The 19,040-nt window shown below is 67.5% G+C and carries 15 protein-coding genes; 9 read left to right on the forward strand and 6 right to left on the reverse strand.

The annotated features are described in order from the left end of the window. The first annotated feature begins 21 nt into the window (after positions 1-21). Both ACVCMI_RS13320 and ACVCMI_RS13325 read left to right on the forward strand, forming a co-directional pair. Positions 22-357 carry a YXWGXW repeat-containing protein gene (locus ACVCMI_RS13320; protein ID WP_447098494.1) on the forward strand — a complete coding sequence of 112 codons (336 nt, stop codon included), beginning with the start codon at positions 22-24 and terminating at the stop codon, positions 355-357. Between the two features lie 213 nt (positions 358-570). Beyond that, on the forward strand, positions 571-1,674 hold the full coding sequence (locus tag ACVCMI_RS13325; protein ID WP_395119529.1) for a Glu/Leu/Phe/Val dehydrogenase dimerization domain-containing protein: 1,104 nt from the start codon (positions 571-573) through the stop codon (positions 1,672-1,674). 58 nt (positions 1,675-1,732) lie between these two features. Here ACVCMI_RS13325 and ACVCMI_RS13330 read toward each other — a convergent pair whose 3' ends face one another. After that, a complete protein-coding gene (locus ACVCMI_RS13330; protein WP_447098493.1) occupies positions 1,733-2,851 on the reverse strand; it encodes a diguanylate cyclase domain-containing protein in 1,119 nt (372 codons plus the stop codon). A 300-nt stretch (positions 2,852-3,151) separates the two neighbouring features. Between ACVCMI_RS13330 and ACVCMI_RS13335 the strand changes: the two genes are divergently transcribed. Then, the gene (locus tag ACVCMI_RS13335; RefSeq protein WP_447098492.1) at positions 3,152-4,699 is read left to right on the forward strand and encodes a phospholipase D family protein; all 1,548 of its coding nucleotides are present in this window, start codon (positions 3,152-3,154) and stop codon (positions 4,697-4,699) included. Between the two features lie 63 nt (positions 4,700-4,762). Next, complete coding sequence (locus ACVCMI_RS13340; protein WP_395119532.1) at positions 4,763-5,920, forward strand: isovaleryl-CoA dehydrogenase; 1,158 nt, start codon at positions 4,763-4,765, stop codon at positions 5,918-5,920. Positions 5,921-6,376: 456 nt separating this feature from the next. Here the strand turns inward: ACVCMI_RS13340 and ACVCMI_RS13345 are convergent, their stop codons facing one another. After that, entirely contained in the window at positions 6,377-9,223 is a 2,847-nt protein-coding gene (locus tag ACVCMI_RS13345; protein WP_447098491.1) for a S8 family serine peptidase, read from the reverse strand. A gap of 238 nt (positions 9,224-9,461) precedes the next feature. Here ACVCMI_RS13345 and ACVCMI_RS13350 point away from each other — a divergent pair, with 238 nt between their 5' ends. From ACVCMI_RS13350 to ACVCMI_RS13360, 3 genes are all read left to right on the forward strand, one after another. Continuing rightward, a complete protein-coding gene (locus tag ACVCMI_RS13350) occupies positions 9,462-10,646 on the forward strand; it encodes a thiolase family protein (RefSeq protein WP_395119534.1) in 1,185 nt (394 codons plus the stop codon). Between the two features lie 157 nt (positions 10,647-10,803). Then, positions 10,804-11,229, forward strand: coding sequence for a hypothetical protein (locus ACVCMI_RS13355; protein WP_395119535.1), 426 nt, complete (start codon positions 10,804-10,806; stop codon positions 11,227-11,229). 179 nt (positions 11,230-11,408) lie between these two features. After that, positions 11,409-13,016 (forward strand): carboxyl transferase domain-containing protein, encoded by a 1,608-nt coding sequence (locus tag ACVCMI_RS13360; protein WP_447098490.1) that lies wholly within the window; start codon positions 11,409-11,411, stop codon positions 13,014-13,016. A gap of 15 nt (positions 13,017-13,031) precedes the next feature. Here ACVCMI_RS13360 and cgtA read toward each other — a convergent pair whose 3' ends face one another. The 4 genes from cgtA to ACVCMI_RS13380 all read right to left on the reverse strand — a co-directional run bounded on the left by cgtA (position 13,032) and on the right by ACVCMI_RS13380 (position 15,526). Beyond that, positions 13,032-14,111 (reverse strand): Obg family GTPase CgtA, encoded by a 1,080-nt coding sequence (gene cgtA, locus ACVCMI_RS13365; protein ID WP_447098489.1) that lies wholly within the window; start codon positions 14,109-14,111, stop codon positions 13,032-13,034. Between the two features lie 179 nt (positions 14,112-14,290). Beyond that, complete coding sequence (gene rpmA / locus ACVCMI_RS13370) at positions 14,291-14,548, reverse strand: 50S ribosomal protein L27 (protein WP_395119538.1); 258 nt, start codon at positions 14,546-14,548, stop codon at positions 14,291-14,293. Positions 14,549-14,567: 19 nt separating this feature from the next. After that, positions 14,568-14,882, reverse strand: coding sequence for a 50S ribosomal protein L21 (rplU, locus tag ACVCMI_RS13375; protein ID WP_395119539.1), 315 nt, complete (start codon positions 14,880-14,882; stop codon positions 14,568-14,570). Positions 14,883-15,013: 131 nt separating this feature from the next. Continuing rightward, positions 15,014-15,526, reverse strand: coding sequence for a DUF2059 domain-containing protein (locus ACVCMI_RS13380; protein ID WP_447099563.1), 513 nt, complete (start codon positions 15,524-15,526; stop codon positions 15,014-15,016). A gap of 133 nt (positions 15,527-15,659) precedes the next feature. Between ACVCMI_RS13380 and uvrA the strand changes: the two genes are divergently transcribed. Then, positions 15,660-18,593, forward strand: a complete 2,934-nt coding sequence (gene uvrA / locus ACVCMI_RS13385; protein ID WP_447098487.1) for an excinuclease ABC subunit UvrA — start codon at positions 15,660-15,662, stop codon at positions 18,591-18,593. Beyond that, complete coding sequence (locus ACVCMI_RS13390; protein ID WP_447098486.1) at positions 18,590-19,036, forward strand: acyl-CoA thioesterase; 447 nt, start codon at positions 18,590-18,592, stop codon at positions 19,034-19,036. The genes uvrA and ACVCMI_RS13390 overlap by 4 nt, the downstream gene beginning before the upstream one ends. The last annotated feature ends 4 nt before the right edge of the window (positions 19,037-19,040 follow it).

Genomic DNA, 19,040 nt, shown 5'->3' on the forward strand with positions numbered 1-19,040 from the left:
GCGGCGCCGACGGAGAACGCGATGTTGCGCAGCCCCCTCAAGTTTGCCCTGCTGGCCGGTTTCGGCCTGAGCCTTGCCGGCGCGCTGTATGCGCCGCCCGCCACCGCGCAAGCGCGGGTCGCGGTGGGCGTGAGCATCGGCGTGGCGCCGCCGCCGGCCCGCTTCGAACGCGTCCCGCCGCCACGCCGCGGCTACGTCTGGGCGCCCGGCTACTGGCGCTGGAACGCGCCCGCGCATCGTCATGTCTGGGTCGGCGGCTACTGGGTGCGGATGCGTCCGGGCTACCACTACCGACCGGCGCATTGGGTCCGTCACGGCCACGATTGGCGCTTCCGGCGCGGCTACTGGGGCCGCTGAGGGCGGCGGCCCGCGGCGCTCCATCCGCAGCCGGCTTGACGCGCCGCACCATCGCCGCCGGGGACGACGTACTAAACTTGGCGTTTTGACTGATCGCCCCGGCCCTGGTCGGGGCGATCGATTTCGTCCCTTACCACCATCGAGCGGGCCGCGTGCCCGCACCTTAGTCGGCGAGGCCTGCGGGCAACGTCAATCCATGGAGTCACCGTCGCAATGATTTTTGAAACCATCGCCAAGACCGGCCACGAAGAAGTCGTGTTCTGCCACAACGCCGACGCCGGCCTGAAGGCCATCGTCGCGATCCACAACACGGTGCTGGGCCCCGCGCTCGGCGGCCTGCGCATGTGGCCGTACAAGTCCGAGGCCGAAGCGGTGAACGACGTGCTGCGCCTGTCGCGCGGCATGACCTACAAGAACGCCGTGGCCGGCCTGAACCTGGGCGGCGGCAAGGCGGTGATCATCGGCGACCCGAGCAAGGACAAGTCCGAGGCGCTGTTCCGCTCGTTCGGCCGCTTCATCAACTCGTTGAACGGCCGCTACATCACCGCCGAGGACGTCGGCATCGACGTCAACGACATGGAATACGTGTTCCGCGAAACCGAGTACGTCACCGGCGTGCACCAGGTGCACGGCGGCTCGGGCGATCCCTCGCCGTTCACCGCCTACGGCACGCTGCAGGGCCTGATGGCCACGCTGCAGTTCAAGCACGGCAACGAGGACGTGGGCAAGTACAGCTTCGCGGTGCAGGGCTGCGGCCACGTCGGCGGCGAGTACATCAAGCTGCTGCGCGAACAGGGCGCCAAGGTGTTCGTCACCGACATCAACAAGGAAGCGGTGCAGCGCTGCGTCGACGAACTCGGTTGCGAGGCGGTGGGCCTGGACGAAATCTACGACGTGGACGCGGACGTCTATTCGCCGTGCGCGCTGGGCGGCACGCTGAACGAGCAGACCATCAACCGCATCAAGGCGAAGATCATCTGCGGCCCGGCCAACAACCAGCTGGCCACCGACGAGATCGGCGACGAGCTGAACCGCCGCGGCGTGCTGTATGCGCCGGACTACGCGGTCAACGCAGGCGGCGTGATGAACGTGTCGCTGGAGATCGACGGCTATAACCGCGAGCGCGCGATGCGCATGATGCGCACGATCTACTACAACCTGGGCCGCATCTTCGAGATCAGCAAATCGCAGGGCGTGCCGACCTACCTGGCCGCCGACCGCATGGCCGAAGAGCGCATCGCCGCGATCGGCAAGATCAAGCTGCCGCACATGGGCAACGGCGGCACCCGCTTCCAGGGCCGCATGCGCGGTCAGTGATCCCGACGGTTGCGCAAGACAAGGGCCGCGTCGCGAGGCGCGGCCTTTTTCATGGCAATCACGCCAGGCAGACGCCGTTGCGGCCGGCGTGCTTGGCCGCGTACATCTGCTGGTCGGCGCGGGCGACGGCTTCCATGAAACCCTCGCCGCGGCGATATTGGGTCACGCCGGCGGAAAAGCTGAAGGGCTGGCCCTCCGCTGCCCGCAATCCGCGCACGCCCTGGAGCAGACGATCGACCGTGGCGAGCGCGTCGACCCCGGCGCTGTCCGGCATCAGCACGAGAAACTCCTCGCCGCCCCAGCGGGCCACCATGTCCGAGCCGCGCAGCAGGTCGCGCACCGTATCCGCGAATGCGCGCAGAACGCGGTCGCCGCCGGCGTGGCCGAGCGTGTCGTTGATTTCCTTGAAGTGATCCAGATCGATCAGCGCCACCGAAAAGATCGTGCCGCTGCGCTCGGCGCGTGCCTGCTCCTGGGCCAGGCGATCCTGCGCGTGGCGGCGGTTGGCGAGTCCTGTGAGTTCGTCGTAGGCGGCGAGCCGCTGCACTTGCTCCAGTGCGCTGGCCAGCGCCACGCGCTGTTCGCGCAGGTTGGAGCGCAGGCGCGAGAGCCGCGACGCCACGTACGAAATCACCGGCAGCACGATCAGCAGCATGCCAAGGGCGGAAATGTCGTCGAGCATTTCCGGCGAGTCCAGCGACCACCCGATGGCGGGGGCGCGCTGCCACTCCATCACCGCGATGCTGACCAGAAAGCTTGCCAGCGCGAAGATGGTGAGCCGGGCGATGCGCTGCCACGGCAGCGAGAACGCGCCGAAGGTGAATACCAGCAGCAGCGGGCACAATGCCAGGTGGCGCGCGCTGCCGGCGGACATGTAGGCGTAATCCACGGCCACGATCGCCAGCACGGTCTGCCATTCGGTGAGCGCCGGATCGGCAAAGCGCAAGCTGAAGCCGCTGCGCAACGCGGCGTAGATGAGCCCCTGCCCGATCGCCTCGATCACGCCCAGGATCAGCAGGTTTTCCCAGCTCATCCAGCCCAGGAAAACGCCGCCTGCAAAGAACAGCGCGCAGCCCGCGGTGGCCACGCAGGCGATCAGCCACTGGCGCAGCCGGATGCGCTGGTGTCGCTCCGACCCCAGGATGATCTTGTCCAACCGCTGCATCAACGTTGTCACGTGGGCCTTGCCACCTCTTGTCGCCGGGGCAGACATGGGGTGCACCATGGGCAACTGTGCCCATGGACAACCTGCAAGGCGGCCCGAACTCTGACGGTTGCCCGCCGTCGTCTTGCGACACGGCAACGGCCGGGGCAGCGAAAACTTTAGCCGGTCCCCGCGCAGCACTCGGTGAAGGCCGCCTGGCGGCGCTCCCGCGGCCGTTGCGTGCCACGCCAGACTGTCCATTCCCCTTCCGGCTTTGCGTATGCGCGGCGGTCAACGAATAATCGGGTACGGGAGGTGCCACGGATGCGCAGGATGATGATCTGGCTGGGTTGCGGCATGTTCGCGCTGGTGCTGCTGATGGTCAGCGGGCTGTTGCTCGCCGATCGGCTGACCCCGCGCGCCACCGGTGCCCCGAGCAGCGCGTTGCCGATGCAGCCGGCGCAGACCCCGATCGATCGCGAACTGGCCCCGTACCTGGCCGCGCACCCCGGCGAGACCGCGGCGACCCTGCTGCCCGACGGCCTGGACGCGTTCGCCGCGCGCGCCGCCTCCGCGCGCCTGGCCGGGCGCAGCCTGGACCTGCAGTACTACATGTGGCACGACGACCTGGTCGGCCACCTGCTGGCGCGCGAGGTGTACGCCGCGGCCGAGCGCGGCGTGCGCGTGCGCCTGCTGCTCGACGACATCAACACCAAGGGGCTCGACCCGGCGCTGCTGGCGCTGGACGCGCATCCGAACATCGAGGTGCGCCTGTACAACCCGTTCCGCAACCGCAGCGGCGTGTGGCGCCTGCTGGAGATGGTGCAGCGTTTCTTCAGCGTCAACCACCGCATGCACAACAAGGCGTGGATCGCCGACGGCCGCGTCGCGCTGGTCGGGGGGCGCAACATCGGCGACGAGTACTTCGACGCCAACCGCAGCGTGAATTTCCGCGACCTCGACATGCTCCTGCTCGGTCCGGCCGTGGCCGACGCCAGCGCGATCTTCGACGACTTCTGGAACTCCAGCGCCGCGGTGCCGATCGAGGCGCTGAACCCGCAGACACCGGAAAACCTGCACAGGCTGGTGGCCGCGCTCGCCCACGAGTCCGCCGACGCGGCCGCGCAGGTCTACCTTGGCCGCGTCGCCGCCTCGCCTTCGGCGCAGCGCCTGACCAACCACGAGCTGGTGCCGCACTGGAGCGCGAACATCACCGTGGCATCCGATCCGCCGCAGAAGACGAAAGGCGCCGACCGCCGCGGCTGGCTGCAGCCGCGGCTGGCCGCGCATCTCGACGGCATGCATCGCGAGGTACTGCTGATCTCGCCCTACTTCGTCCCCGGCAAGCAAGGCACGGCGACCCTGCTCGGGCTGGCACGCGGCGGCACCCGCGTCGGCGTGGTCACCAACTCGCTGGCCGCCAACGACGTGCCGGCCGTACACAGCGGCTACGAGCGCTATCGCGATCGGTTGCTGGATGGCGGCGTGAGCCTGTTCGAGATCCGTCGCCACGGCCCGGTCGCCACCCACGGCCTGTTCGGCAGCAGCGGCGCCAGCCTGCACACCAAGGCATTCGTGATCGACGGCGCGCGCGGCTTCGTCGGATCGTTCAACCTCGACCCGCGCTCGGCCAACCTCAACACCGAGATGGGCGTGCTGTTCGACGACCCCGGCCTGGCCCGCGACCTGCGCCAGGAATACCTGCGGCTGGCCGCGCCGGTGCTCAGCTACGCGGTGCGCCGCGGCGCGGATGGCTCGACACAGTGGCTGGACCGCAGCACGCAGCCGCCGCAGGTGCTGGAGCACGAGCCCGACACCAGCTGGTGGCTGCGCACGACCACCCGCGCGATCAGCTGGCTGCCGATCGAATCGCAGCTGTAGGGACGCACGGGCCAGGCGGTGCCGCGTGCGCTAAAATCAGCAGCTCGCACCCAAGGAACCACCATGCGCCCGTTCCCGCTCGGAGAAGACATCGACCTGTTGCGCGAATCCGTGCATGCGTTCGCGGAGAAGGAGATCGCCCCGCGCGCCGACCGCATCGACCGCGACAACCTGTTCCCCGCCGACCTGTGGAAGAAGTTCGGCGAGATGGGGCTGCTCGGCGTGACCATTCCCGCCGAATACGGCGGCAGCGGCATGGGGTTCCTCGCGCACATGGTGGCGATGGAGGAGATCTCGCGCGCTTCCGGTTCGGTGGGCCTGTCCTACGGCGCGCACTCCAATCTCGCCGTGCAGAACATCTTCCACAACGGCAACGAGGCGCAGCGGCGCAAGTACATCCCGAAGCTGTGTTCGGGCGAGTACGTCGGCGCGCTGGCGATGAGCGAGCCGGGCGCCGGCTCGGACGTGGTCGGTTCGATGAGCTGCAAGGCCGAGAAGAAGGGCGACGCCTGGGTCGCCAACGGCAACAAGATGTGGATCACCAACGGCCCGGACGCCGACGTGCTGCTGGTCTACATGCGCACCGCGCCGCGCGTCGCCGGCAGCCGCTGCATGACCGCCTTCATCGTCGAGAAAGGCATGAAGGGCTTCCACACCGCGCAGAAGCTGGACAAGCTGGGCATGCGCGGCTCCAACACCTGCGAGCTGGTGTTCGAGGATTGCGCGATCCCCGAGGAGAACATCGTCGGCGAGGTCAACGAGGGTGTACGTGTGCTGATGAGCGGCCTGGACACCGAGCGGCTGGTGCTCTCCGGCGGCCCGATCGGATTGATGCAGGCATCGCTGGACCTTGCCCTGCCCTACGTGCGCGAGCGCAAGCAGTTCAACGCGCCGATCGGCACGTTCGGCGTGATGCAGGCGAAGATCGCCGACATGTACACGCGGCTGCAGTCCTCGCGCGGCTTTGCCTACATGGTCGCGCAGCAGTTCGACAACGGCGTCAAGTCGCGCATCGACCCGGCCGCGTGCCTGCTCAACGCCTCGGTCAACGCGGTGCAGGTGGCGCTGGAGGCCATCCAGACCCTCGGCGGCAACGGCTACATCAACGAGTTCCCCGCCGGGCGCCTGCTGCGCGACGCCAAGCTGTACGAGATCGGCGCCGGCACCAACGAGATCCGCCGCATGCTGATCGGCCGCGAACTCTTCCACGGCAAGGCATGAACCATATGCGCCGACAAAGGCATCGGCGCCGGCACATCGAACCGAATCCCGCCGCATGCTGATCGGCCGCGAACTCTTCCACGGCAAGGCATGAACCACATGCGCCGACAAAGGCATCGGCGCCGGCACATCGAACCGAATCCCGCCGCATGCTGATCGGCCGCGAACTGTTCCACGGCAAGGCATGAACCATATGCGCCGACAAAGGCATCGGCGCCGGCACATCGAACCGAATTCCGCCGCATGCTGATCGGCCGCGAGCTGTTCCACGGCAAGGCATGAACCACATGCGCCGACAAAGGCATCGGCGCCGGCACATCGAACCGAATCCCGCCGCATGCTGATCGGCCGCGAACTCTTCCACGGCAAGGCATGAAGCAAGGCGCCGAGGGAAGGCGCCAGACATGAAAAGGCCCGCGCGACGCGGGCCTTTTCATCACGCATGACTCGCGCGTTTCAGAACGTCCAGTTGAAGCTGATGGTGCCGGTCTGGCCCTGCTGGTGCTGGCCGGCGTAGCGGTCGTAACCCAACTGCAGGCTGGCCGCCGGGCTCATTTGCCAGTCCAGCGTGGTGCCAAGCACGCTGCCGTAGCGCGCCAGCCCGATGCCGCCGACCGGGGCAAACTGGTTGACGCCGCTGAAGCTGGCGTCGACCCACTCGCCACGCAGGCCGAAACTCTGCTGCCACAGCAGGCGCGTGCGCAGGCTGAGGCTGCCGCCATGCGCCAGCGCCCACGTGCGCGTGGCGCGCACGCCCAGGCCGGCCTGCCACAGGGCGGTGGTCTGCGCTCCCGACTTCAGTCCGAAGCCATAGGCGCCGACCTCATTGAAGCCATCGCGTTGCAGCTGGGCGTACTGCATGTCGACGTACGGCGTCAGCTCGGTGCGACCCAGCGCAAGGCGGTAACCGCTCTCGCCATAAGCCACGCCGTAGCGGCCATTGACGTTGCTGGCCACGCCGGTGACCTGGTTGCCCAGTTGCACCTGGCGACGCATCATCTCGCGATAGCTGCCAAGCCCGAAGCGGCCCATGGTGTACCACGAGCCGTGGATGATGCCGCCGTACAGCATGCCTTCCAGCGCGTGGCTGCGGCCCTGGTCGGCACTGCCGGCCAGCCGGCCCAGCCCCTCGCTCTGGCTGATCGCGTAACCAGCCACCGCATTGCCGCCGCCGAACCGGTAATCCTGGCCGACCAGCCAGCCACTGAGATCGACGCCGACGTTGCTGTAGCCGCTGCGCGACAGGTCGCCGTGATAGCCGAGGTTCTGCGTCCAGCCACCGGGCTGAGGGTTGTCGACCAGCGTATCGAAACGATCCGACAACGCGCGCGTGCCGGCGTTGATCGCCTCCAGCGTCATCGCGGCACTGGCCGCGTGCAGTTGGCCGGACAGGCTCTCCAGCGAATTCTGCAGCGCCGGGATGCCCTGCGTGTGCTGCAGGTTGCCGGCGCCCTCGATGAAGCCCAGCGATGCCGGCGCGATCCCCGACGGCGCCGCCGGACCCAGTTGGGTGTTGATCTGGTCGAATGCCGTCTGCACGCGCTGGGCCGCACCGTAGGACGCGGCGGTATAGCCCATCCCCTGCACGGCCGTGGCTTGCACCTGGGTCACGTTGAGCCAGGCGTTGTTGCCGTCGTAATTGAGCGTGGCGGTGAGCAAGGTGACGTTGGATGCCTTGTTCAGCGCACTGAACGTCCCGGTGAGGCCGCCGGTCGCGGTGAGCACGTCGGTGTGCGTGTTGACCGTGTAGCCGGAGTCGTAGCCGGTGACGTACAGGTCGCCGCCGTTGAGCGTGGCGGTGCCGGTCACGCGCAATGCCGAACCCAGCGAAAGCGCCAGTCGCCCGCTGCTCTGCTGGGTGTAGTTCCCAGCCACGTTGACGTCGCCGCCGGCCACGGCCAGCACGCCGGCATTGCCCACGTTGCCGCCGATATCGTGGGTCTGGCTCAGCGTGCCGGCGGTGCCGATGTTGACGCTGCCGCCCAGCGACTTCGCCGTGAGCGTGCCGCCCAGCACCTGGGTCATGCCGGTGTAGCTGGCCGCCTGGGTCAGGTTGAGCGTGCCGGTGCCTTGCTTGATCAGGCCGCCCGCGCCGGAGATCGGGTTGTTCCAGTTGGAGCTGCCGGTAAAGCTGACGGTGACGTCGCCCCAGTTGAACTTCGCCGGGCCGTCGACCGCCCGCCCGACGTTCAACGCGCCGTAGCCGAAGACCGGGTCCGGGCCGGCGGCGCCGAGATCGTCGGCGGTGCCGAGCAGGGTCTGCCGCACCAGATCATTGGTGAAGTACGGGAACGCCTGCCACACCACGGCTGCGGCGCCGGAGATTTCCGGTGCAGCGAACGAGGTGCCCTTGACGATCCAGTAATCCGGGCTCGTCGTGCTGGCCGTTGCATCCTTGTCCAGCACGATCACGTCGCCCGGCGCGGCCAGGCAGTAGTCCATCGCCTTGCCGCAGGCGTTGGAATAACTGGCCAGCTGAGTCGGGTGCAGGCTGTCCAGCGCCACCGCGACCAGCCAGCCCTGCTCCAGATCGGGCGACAGCGTGGGCAAGGCGGCGATGTCGCTGGGATCGGCCCTGGATTCGTTGCCCGCGGCGAACACCACCAGGCCGCCGTGCTGCACCACGAAGGGTCGATAGGCGGCAGCGAAAGCCTGGTTGATCGAGGCGTCGGTGGTATCCCAGTAGATGCCGCCCCATGAATTGTTCATCACCTGCACGCCGGCATTGATCAGCGCCGGGTTCAGGGTCTGCGCGAAAAAGTCCGCGTCGGCGGCGGTGACCTTGTTGCCCTGGCCCGAACCGTCGTCGGTCGGCTCGGTGTCGCTGATGATGCGCGCCGATACCAGTTTGGCCCCGGGGGCGATGCCGCCCGGGAACTTGTCGAAAGCCGCGCCGGCGGCAATCTCCGATACCCAGGTGCCGTGCCCGACCACGTCGTCGATGGAGGTGTTGTTGAGCGTCGGGTCGACGTAGATCAGCTCCTGCGTGACCCGACCGGCCACGGTCGGATTGCTGCGCATGATGCCGCTGTCGACGATGCCCAAGGTGATGCCGGCGCCGGTGAAGCCCTTGCTGTGTGCGGCGTAGGTGTTGGTGAGACCTAGCTGGGCGTCGATCGGCGGCTGATCGGCCGGCGGCGGTGCCGGTGGTGGTGCCGGCGGCGGAGCGGGTGGCGGCCCGGATGGAGTGACCGGCGGCGCCTTGACCATGCCGCCGCCACCGCCGCAAGCACCCAGTGCAAACGCCAAGGCCGTCACCAAGGCGACGTTGCGTCGACGCATTCCCGCCACAGTCCTGCTCATGTCCCTTCTCCCGTCTCGTTCAGCACGCCGACCGCCAACGCTCGATCGCGGCAGTAGTATCCCCCCGGATCGGCGTATCTTCGCACAACAAATGTCATGAAAAACGCGCCGATATGTGCGCTTCGTCTACTGCCGGGGCCATTTGCCGTCGCCGGGAGCGCACTGCGATAATCCAGAGGTTCATTCCGGGCATTTGCCCGTCGATTGCCACCTTTCAGTACCCCAGCGGAGTGTCATCATGTCGGACGTAAGCATCGTCATCACCGGTTCCAGGCGCACCGCCATCGGCTCCTTCCTCGGCCAGTTCACCGGCGTGCCCACCCCGAAGCTCGGCGCCACCGCGATCCGCGCGGCGCTGAAGCAGTCCGGCGTGGCTCCGGCCGAGGTCAGCGAGGTGATCATGGGCTGCGTGCTGCCGGCCAACCTGGGCCAGGCCCCCGCGCGCCAGGCGGCGCTGGCCGCCGATCTGCCGGCCGGCACCGGCTGCACCACGATCAACAAGGTGTGCGGCTCGGGCATGAAGGCGATCATGCTCGGCCACGACCTGATCAAGGCCGGCTCGGCCAGCGTGGTGGTGGCCGGCGGCATGGAGTCGATGACCAATGCACCGCACATGGTGCAGGCGCGTACCGGCATCCGCTACGGCGATGGCCAACTGGTCGACCACATGGCCTGGGACGGCCTGACCAACCCCTACGACGGCAAGTCGATGGGGGTGTTCGCCGAATCCTGCGCCGACAAGTACCACTTCACCCGCGAGGAACAGGACGCCTACGCGATCGAATCGGTCAATCGCGCCAAGGCAGCCCAGGCGAGCGGTGCGTTCGCCGACGAAATCGTCCCGGTCACGGTCAGCGGTCGCAAGGGTGACGTGCTGGTCGACACCGACGAGCAGCCCGGCCGCTCCGACATCGCCAAGGTGCCCACGCTCAAGCCCGCGTTCCGCAAGGAGAACGGCACCGTCACCGCCGCCAGCTCGTCCAGCATCTCCGACGGCGCTGCCGCGGTGGTGCTGATGTCCGCCGACGACGCGGCCAGCCGCGGGTTGAAACCGCTGGCCCGCATCGTGGCCCATGCCACCCATTCGCAGGAGCCGGAATGGTTCACCACCGCGCCGGTCGGTGCGATCCGCAAGGTGCTTGAAAAAGCCGGCTGGAAGGTCGAGGACGTCGACCTGTGGGAGATCAACGAGGCATTCGCGGTAGTGGCGATGACGCCGATGAAGGAGCTGGGCATTGCGCACGACAAGCTCAACGTCAACGGCGGCGCCTGCGCGCTCGGCCACCCGATCGGCGCCAGCGGTGCGCGACTGGTGGTGACGTTGATCAACGCCTTGAAAACGCGGGGATTGCGTCGCGGTGTCGCCTCGCTGTGCATCGGCGGCGGCGAGGCGACGGCGATTGCGGTGGAGTGCACCGACTGACACGACAAGGCGCCGTCCATCCCGCCGCCTTCACCTGACGCTTGCGTAAATCGTTTTGCCGGCAAGGCCCGCAGCACCATGAAAGATGTGGCGCAATGCCGGCGAAAGCGCTATTAATACACGGCCAAACGGCATTCCACGGCAAAGGAGATCACCCATGAAGTTTACGCGTACCCTACTCGCCGCCGCGCTCGTCGCGCTGTTGGCGGCATGCAGCAACGGCGCGCAGGATTCCGCGCAGGACGCCCAGAAGTCGGCGGACACGGCGCAGCAGGCGGCAGACCAGGCGCAGCAGGCTGCTTCGGAGGCCCCGAACACGGCCACCGAACAGGCTGCCGGCCAGGCCGCCACCGCCGCTTCCGCTGCGGGCGAGGCGGCCACCCAGGCTGCCGGCGCCGCCAGCGCCGCTTCCGCGATGGCTCCGGCCGCTGCCGGCACCTCGCATGACGCGATGTCGATGGCGAAGGATGCCGCCAGCAACGCGGCCGACGCGGCCAGCAACGCTGCCGACGCCGCCAAGAGCGCTGCCAGCAACGCGAAGGACGCCGCCGAGAAAGCCAAGGACGCCGCGAAGGGTCACTGATCCCCAGCTGGCTCTCGGCAACAGAAAAAACGGTCGCCTCGTGCGGCCGTTTTTTTTGCCCTTGATAACCAAGCCGCCTTGCCCTGCGCCGGCCACCTTCCGTTTTGGGGGGCACGCCGCCGCCGGTTATGATCCAGAGTTTGGCAACCCGCCGTTTCCCGCTTCCCGTGAATCCCTCCATGAATGTTTTCGCGACCCAGATCGACCCCCGCTCACCCGAGTTCCAGGGCAGCACGACCCAGTTGCGCGCCATGGTCGACGACCTGCACCGCGAACTGGCGCGCAACGCCGAGGGCGGCGGCGCGAAGGCACGCGAGAGGCACGTCGCCCGCGGCAAGCTGCTGCCACGCGAGCGCATCCGCGCCCTGCTTGATCCCGGTTCGCCCTTCCTCGAACTGTCGCCGCTGGCCGCACACGGCATGTACGACGACGCCGCGCCCGGCGCAGGCATCGTCACCGGCATCGGCCGCGTGCACGGCGCCGAGGTGGTGGTGGTCGCCAATGACGCCACCGTCAAGGGCGGCACCTATTTCCCGATGACGGTGAAGAAGCACCTGCGCGCGCAGGAAGTGGCTCTGGAAAACCGCCTGCCCTGCATCTACCTGGTCGACTCCGGCGGTGCGTTCCTGCTGCTGCAGGACGAGGTGTTCCCGGACAAGGAGCACTTCGGGCGGATCTTCTACAACCAGGCGCGGATGTCCTCGCTCAACATCCCGCAGATCGCGGTGGTGATGGGCTCATGCACCGCCGGCGGCGCCTACGTGCCGGCAATGAGCGACGAGACGATCATCGTGCGCGAGCAGGGCACCATCTTCCTCGGCGGCCCGCCGCTGGTGAAGGCGGCCACCGGCGAGGTGGTGGACGCCGAGACGCTGGGTGGCGCGGACGTCCATACGTCCATTTCCGGCGTGGCCGACCACTTTGCCGAGAACGACGCGCACGCGCTGTCGATCGCACGCGACATCGTGGCCCACCTCAACCGGAAGAAGGACATGCCGCTGGCGCTGCGCGCGCCGGTCGAGCCGAAATACCCGGCCGAGGAACTGTACGGCGTGATCCCGCAGGACACCCGCCGCCCGTTCGACATCCGCGAAGTGATCGCGCGCATCGTCGACGGCTCGGAGTTCCACGAGTTCAAGGCGCGCTACGGCAAGACCCTGGTGTGCGGCTTCGCGCACATCCACGGCTACCCGGTGGGCATCGTCGCCAACAACGGCATCCTGTTCGCCGAAAGCGCGCTCAAGGGCGCGCACTTCATCGAGCTGTGCAACCAGCGCAACGTGCCGCTGGTGTTTTTGCAGAACATCACCGGCTTCATGGTCGGCAAGAAATACGAGCAGGCCGGCATCGCCAAGGACGGCGCCAAGATGGTCACCGCGGTCGCCTGCTCGCACGTGCCGAAATTCACCGTGGTGATCGGCGGCAGCTTCGGCGCCGGCAACTATGCGATGTGCGGTCGGGCCTATGGCGCCCGCTTCCTGTGGATGTGGCCGAACGCGCGGATCAGCGTGATGGGCGGCGAGCAGGCCGCGAGCGTGCTGGCCACGGTCAAGCGCGACGGCATCGAGGCCAAGGGCGGCGAGTGGTCGGCCGAGGAGGAGGAAGCGTTCAAGGCACCGTTGCGCGAGCAGTACGAACGCCAAGGCCACCCGTATTACGCCAGCGCGCGGCTGTGGGACGACGGCATCATCGACCCGGCCGATACCCGGCGGGTGCTGGGACTGGCGATCTCCGCCTCGATGAATGCCCCGATCGAGCCGCAGCGCTATGGCGTGTTCCGCATGTAGCCAGGTGGACCGCCCTCAATCGCCGGCTTTTTCGCCGCGCAGGCGCACGTCGTCGGCAAGCATCTCGGTGCGTTCGGCTTCGGCTTCGCGTTGCGACTCGAAGAAGCGCTGCACCTGCTGGCACACTGCCATGGTGTTTTCACGCGCGATCGCCGAGACCAGGAACCACGGTTGGGTCCAGCCCAGTTTGTCGACGATGCCTTGCGCCACGGCTTGGCGTTCGCCCTCCGGCAGCACGTCGGCCTTGTTGAGCACCAGCCAGCGCGGGCGCTCGAGCAACTCCGGATTGAACTTCTGCAACTCCTGCTCGATCGCGCGGACCTGATCGGCCACGTCGGTGCCGTCGATCGGCGCGATGTCGACGATGTGCAGCAGCAGGCTGGTGCGCGCCACGTGGCGCAGGAACTGGATGCCCAGCCCCGCCCCCTCGGAAGCGCCCTCGATCAGGCCGGGGATGTCGGCGATCACGAAACTCTGGTCGGTACCCAGGCTGACCACGCCAAGATTCGGGTGCAAGGTGGTGAACGGATAGTCTGCCACCCGCGGGGTCGCCGCCGACACCGCGCGGATGAAGGTGGATTTGCCCGCATTGGGGAACCCCAGCAGGCCCACGTCGGCCAGCAGGCGCAGTTCGAGTTTCAGCTCGCGCACCTCGCCCGGCGTCCCTGGCGTGGCCTTGCGCGGGGCGCGGTTCACCGAACTCTTGAAATGGATGTTGCCCAGCCCGCCCTTGCCGCCTTGCGCCACCAGCATGCGCTGGCCGTGGGCGGTCAGGTCGCCGATCACCTCGTCGGTGTCGACGTTGGTGACCATGGTGCCTACCGGCACGCGGATCGTGGTGTCCTCGCCGCCCTTGCCGTACATCTGGCTGCCCATGCCGTTCTCGCCGCGCTGCGCCTTGAAGCTGCGCTGGTGGCGAAAGTCGATCAGGGTGTTCAGGCCCTCGTCGGCCACCAGCCACACCGACCCGCCCGAGCCGCCGTCGCCGCCGTCGGGGCCGCCGAACGGAATGAACTTCTCCCGCCGGAAACTGATGCAGCCATTGCCACCGTCACCGGCCAGGACCTTGATTTGCGCTTCGTCGACGAATTTCATTGTTGAGGGCCGGGAATAGGGAATGGGGAATCGGGAATCGGGAATAGGAAAAGCTGGCGCTCTGGGTAGGGTACGGGAGTTGCAGAAACCTCGCTCTTGCCATTCCCTATTCCCTATTCCCTGCTCCAAAAACAAAAACCCCGCCGAAGCGGGGCCTTCGTTGCCGCGTCGCGAAGAGCTTACGCCTGCACGACGTCGACGAAACGGCGGTTCTTGTCGCCGCGGACAGCGAACTGGACCTTGCCGTCGACCAGCGCGAACAGCGTATGGTCGCGACCCAGGCCGACGCCATTGCCCGGATGGAACTGGGTGCCGCGCTGGCGCACGATGATGTTGCCGGCTTCGATGGCCTGGCCACCGTAGACCTTGACGCCGAGGTATTTCGGGTTCGAATCGCGACCGTTGCGGCTGGAACCTACGCCTTTTTTATGTGCCATGACTCAATGCTCCAGGTGCTCAGGCGTTGATGCCCGTGATCTCGATTTCGGTGAAATGCTGCCGATGGCCCTGCTGACGCTTGTAGTGCTTGCGGCGGCGGAACTTGATGATGCGGATCTTGTCGGCACGGCCGTGCTTGCGCACGGTGGCGCTGACGGTGGCGCCCTCGACGACCGGCGCACCGATGGTGACCGACTCGCCGGTGCCGACCAGCAACACCTGGTCGAAGCTCACGCTGGCGCCTTCATCGGCAGTCAACAGCTCCACGCGCAGCACGTCACCCTGCTGCACACGGTACTGCTTGCCACCGGTCTTGATGACTGCATAACTCATGGGAATGCCCTTCTGTCGTTATTCTCTTGGGTATCGCCAGGGCCCTGCGGGTCTGGCGAACCGCGGATTATAGCGATGGCAACACGGCCTGGTCAAATAGTGAGCAGACCCTCGAAACGCCCGCCCGGCGCTCAGTGGGCCACGGCCGGCGACGGCGCGGTGCCGCTGGCGGCGGGGCTGGCCGGGCAGCGGCCGGTGGCGTCCAGCGTACCCTTCTGCTGCAACTCCCGGATCATCTGTTCGCCGCGCTCGTGCCCCCATTGCTGGCCGACCTTCATGCCCTCGGCCATCGTCTGCGGCATCTGGGTGATCACCTTCTGGCCCAGCGCGGACTTGTAGAACTTCAGCAGGCCGGCCACATCGGCGGCGGTGAAGTGCTGCTGGTAGACCGGAACCATCCTGTCCAGCAGCTGCTCGGTGCCGGCCGCGTCGATGAAGCCCTGCCAGTAGGACGCCGGCACGCAGGGCACGGCCTGGCCCATCACGCCGGCCATCTGCGTGTTCATCTGGCTGAACATCTGGCTCAGGTGCATCACCTCGAACAGCTGGCGTACCTGCCTGGCGCTGGGTTGCGCCGCCATCGCCGCGCCGCTCGCGCCCCATGCCAACACGGCCGCAGCCGCCATTCCTGCCCATCGGTGCATGCCGGTTCCCGGTCGAGTGGAACCGCCATTTAGCCACAGCCGCCGCGTCGGGGGAAAGCACGGCGCGGCTCCTGTCGAGTGAACTATCCAAACTACTTGGTATAGTAATGAGTCCCCCCCATATACGGCGTCCATGGACACCATTCGCATCCGCGGCGCACGCACGCACAACCTCAAGAACATCGACCTCGACCTGCCGCGCGACCAGTTGATCGTGATTACCGGCCTGTCCGGCTCGGGCAAATCCTCGCTGGCGTTCGACACCATCTATGCCGAAGGCCAGCGCCGCTACGTGGAGTCGCTCTCCGCGTACGCACGACAGTTCCTGTCGATGATGGAAAAGCCCGACGTCGACCACATCGAAGGCCTGTCGCCGGCGATCTCGATCGAGCAGAAATCCACCTCGCACAACCCGCGCTCCACCGTGGGCACGATCACCGAGGTGTACGACTACCTGCGCCTGCTGTACGCCCGCGTGGGCACGCCGCGCTGCCCCGACCACGGCATCCCGCTGGAGGCGCAGACGGTAAGCCAGATGGTCGACGCCACGCTCGCGCTCGACCCCGGGCAGCGCTACATGCTGCTGGCGCCGGTGGTGCGCGAGCGCAAGGGCGAGCATGTGCAGGTGTTCGAGCAGCTGCGCGCACAGGGTTTCGTGCGCGCCCGCGTCGACGGCGCGGTGTACGACCTCGATGCGGTACCGCCGCTGGGGCTGCGCATCAAGCACACCATCGAGGTGGTGGTGGATCGCTTCCGCCCGCGCGAGGACATCAAGCAGCGCCTGGCCGAATCGTTCGAGACCGCGCTGCGGCTCGGCGACGGGCTGGTAATCCTGGCCAACATGGATGCAACCGACGCCCCCGAGCAGCTGCTGTCCTCGCGCTATTCCTGCCCGGTCTGCGACTACTCGCTGCCGGAACTGGAGCCGCGGCTGTTCTCGTTCAACTCGCCGATCGGCGCCTGCCCGGCCTGCGACGGCCTGGGCGTGACCCAGGTGTTCGACGCCGCGCGCGTGGTCGGCCACCCGGAGCTGTCGCTGGCCAACGGCGCGGTGCGCGGCTGGGACCGGCGCAACGCACACTATTTCCAGCTGCTCATGTCGCTGGCCGCGCACTACGGCTTCGACGTCGACGCGCCGTGGCAGAAGCTTCCCGCGGACGTCCAGAAGGCCATTCTCTACGGCAGCGGCAAGGAACAGATTGCCTTCCGCTACATCACCGAGCGCGGCGGCAAGGTCACCCGCGAGCACGCGTTCGAGGGCATCGTGCCGAACCTGGAACGACGCTACAAGGAAACCGAATCCGCCGCCGTGCGCGAGGAGCTGGCCAAGTACATCAGCGACCAGCCCTGCCCCGAGTGCGCCGGCCAGCGGCTGAACCGCTCGGCGCGCAACGTGTTCGTCGCCGACCACGCGCTGCCCTCGCTCACCGCGCGCTCGATCGATGATGCGCTGGCGTTCTTCCAGGAGTTGAAGCTCAGCGGCTGGCGCGGCGAGATCGCGGTGAAGATCGTCAAGGAGATCCGCGAGCGGCTGACCTTCCTCAACGACGTGGGCCTGAACTACCTCACGCTCGATCGCCAGGCCGATTCGCTCTCCGGCGGCGAGGCGCAACGCATCCGCCTCGCCTCGCAGATCGGCGCCGGCCTGGTCGGCGTGATGTACGTGCTGGACGAACCGTCGATCGGCCTGCACCAGCGCGACAACGAGCGCCTGCTCGGCACGCTCACGCGCCTGCGCGACCTCGGCAACACGGTGATCGTGGTCGAGCACGACGAGGACGCGATCCGCATGGCCGACCACGTGCTCGACATCGGCCCCGGCGCCGGCGTGCACGGCGGCGAGATCGTGGCGCAGGGCACGGTGCAGGACATGCTCGACTCGCCGCGCTCGGTGACCGGCCAGTTCCTCTCCGGCGTGCGCGCGATCGAGGTGCCGAAGGAACGCCGCCGGCCTGTCGACGACGCGTGGCTGCACCTGAACGGCGCCAGCGGCAACAACCTCAAGCAGGTCGACCTGGCGATCCCGGCCGGCCTGTTCACCTGCATCACCGGCGTGTCGGGTTCGGGCAAGTCGACCCTGGTCAACGACACCCTGTTCCGCCTCGCCGCGATCGAGCTCAACGGCGCCAGCGCGCAGCCGGCGCCGTTCAAGTCGGTGACCGGACTGGAACTGTTCGACAAGGTGGTCGACATCGACCAGTCGCCGATCGGCCGCACGCCACGTTCCAACCCCGCCACCTACACCGGCTTGTTCACCCCGCTGCGCGACATGTTTTCGCAGGTACCGGAGGCGCGCTCGCGCGGCTACACGCCAGGCCGCTTCAGCTTCAACGTGCGCGGCGGCCGCTGCGAGGCGTGCGAAGGCGACGGCATGATCAAGGTGGAGATGCACTTCCTGCCCGACGTCTACGTGCCCTGCGACGTCTGCCACGGCAAGCGCTACAACCGCGAGACGCTGGAGATCCTGTACAAGGGCCACACCATCGCCGACGTGCTCGACATGACGGTGGAAGACGCGCTGAAGCTGTTCGAGAACGTGCCGACCATCGCGCGCAAGCTCGACACCCTGCGTGCGGTCGGCCTCGACTACATCAAGCTCGGCCAGAGCGCGACCACGCTGTCCGGCGGCGAGGCGCAGCGTGTGAAGCTGTCCAAGGAGTTGAGCAAGCGCGACACCGGCAACACCCTGTACATCCTCGACGAGCCCACCACCGGATTGCACTTCCACGACATCGAGCAGCTGCTCGACGTGCTGCACCAGCTGGTCGACCAGGGCAACACCGTGGTGGTGATCGAGCACAACCTGGATGTGATCAAGACCGCCGACTGGGTGGTCGACCTCGGCCCCGAAGGCGGCGCCGGCGGCGGTCGCATCCTGGTCGCCGGCACGCCGGAGACCGTGGCGGCCACAACCGGGTCGCACACCGGCCACTTCCTCGCACCGCACCTGAAACCGGTCAAGCCGAAAAAGCCGGGTACCACCACGCGGGTCAAGGCCGCCACCAAACACATTGCCTCGGCCGACAAGTACAAGCCGATGCGCGGACGAAAGAAAAAGCCCACATGAGTACTCGCACCCCCAACCCGTCGCCAGCCGACACGGACACCGGCGCGGGCAAGCCGCTGTTCGTCGCCGCCATCGGCGTGCGCTGGCGCGATCTCGACGCGTTCAATCACGTCAACAATTCCAACTACCTCACCTACCTGGAAGAGGCGCGTCTGCAATGGCTCAGCCATGTGCCGGGCCCGTGGTTCGACGAGCACGCCATGCCGGTGATGGCCGCCAGCCAGGTCAACTACCGCCGCCCGATCGCGTGGCCCGCGCAGTTGCAGGTGCAGCTGTTCTGCGAGCGCATGGGCAACAGCTCGATGACGATCGCGCACCGGGTGATCGACGCCGAACGGGCCGACACCCTTTACTGCGACGGCAACGTGGTGATGGTCTGGATGGACCCGGCCACCGGCAAGCCGGTGCCGCTGCCAGAGGCGATCCGCCGCGCGGTGGAGTAAACGG

The sequence above is a fragment of the Rhodanobacter sp. UC4448_H15 genome (genome assembly GCF_052978265.1).

What these genes read in the sequence shown, in the direction of transcription:
- ACVCMI_RS13320 (WP_447098494.1), top strand. Translation starts at nt 22, where the DNA reads ATGTTGCGCAGCCCCCTCAAGTTTGCCCTGCTGGCCGGTTTCGGCCTG.
- ACVCMI_RS13325 (WP_395119529.1), top strand. Translation starts at nt 571, where the DNA reads ATGATTTTTGAAACCATCGCCAAGACCGGCCACGAAGAAGTCGTGTTC.
- ACVCMI_RS13335 (WP_447098492.1), top strand. Translation starts at nt 3,152, where the DNA reads ATGATGATCTGGCTGGGTTGCGGCATGTTCGCGCTGGTGCTGCTGATG.
- ACVCMI_RS13340 (WP_395119532.1), top strand. Translation starts at nt 4,763, where the DNA reads ATGCGCCCGTTCCCGCTCGGAGAAGACATCGACCTGTTGCGCGAATCC.
- ACVCMI_RS13345 (WP_447098491.1), bottom strand. Translation starts at nt 9,223, where the DNA reads ATGAGCAGGACTGTGGCGGGAATGCGTCGACGCAACGTCGCCTTGGTG.
- ACVCMI_RS13350 (WP_395119534.1), top strand. Translation starts at nt 9,462, where the DNA reads ATGTCGGACGTAAGCATCGTCATCACCGGTTCCAGGCGCACCGCCATC.
- ACVCMI_RS13355 (WP_395119535.1), top strand. Translation starts at nt 10,804, where the DNA reads ATGAAGTTTACGCGTACCCTACTCGCCGCCGCGCTCGTCGCGCTGTTG.
- ACVCMI_RS13360 (WP_447098490.1), top strand. Translation starts at nt 11,409, where the DNA reads ATGAATGTTTTCGCGACCCAGATCGACCCCCGCTCACCCGAGTTCCAG.
- cgtA (WP_447098489.1), bottom strand. Translation starts at nt 14,111, where the DNA reads ATGAAATTCGTCGACGAAGCGCAAATCAAGGTCCTGGCCGGTGACGGT.
- rpmA (WP_395119538.1), bottom strand. Translation starts at nt 14,548, where the DNA reads ATGGCACATAAAAAAGGCGTAGGTTCCAGCCGCAACGGTCGCGATTCG.
- rplU (WP_395119539.1), bottom strand. Translation starts at nt 14,882, where the DNA reads ATGAGTTATGCAGTCATCAAGACCGGTGGCAAGCAGTACCGTGTGCAG.
- ACVCMI_RS13380 (WP_447099563.1), bottom strand. Translation starts at nt 15,526, where the DNA reads ATGCACCGATGGGCAGGAATGGCGGCTGCGGCCGTGTTGGCATGGGGC.
- uvrA (WP_447098487.1), top strand. Translation starts at nt 15,660, where the DNA reads ATGGACACCATTCGCATCCGCGGCGCACGCACGCACAACCTCAAGAAC.
- ACVCMI_RS13390 (WP_447098486.1), top strand. Translation starts at nt 18,590, where the DNA reads ATGAGTACTCGCACCCCCAACCCGTCGCCAGCCGACACGGACACCGGC.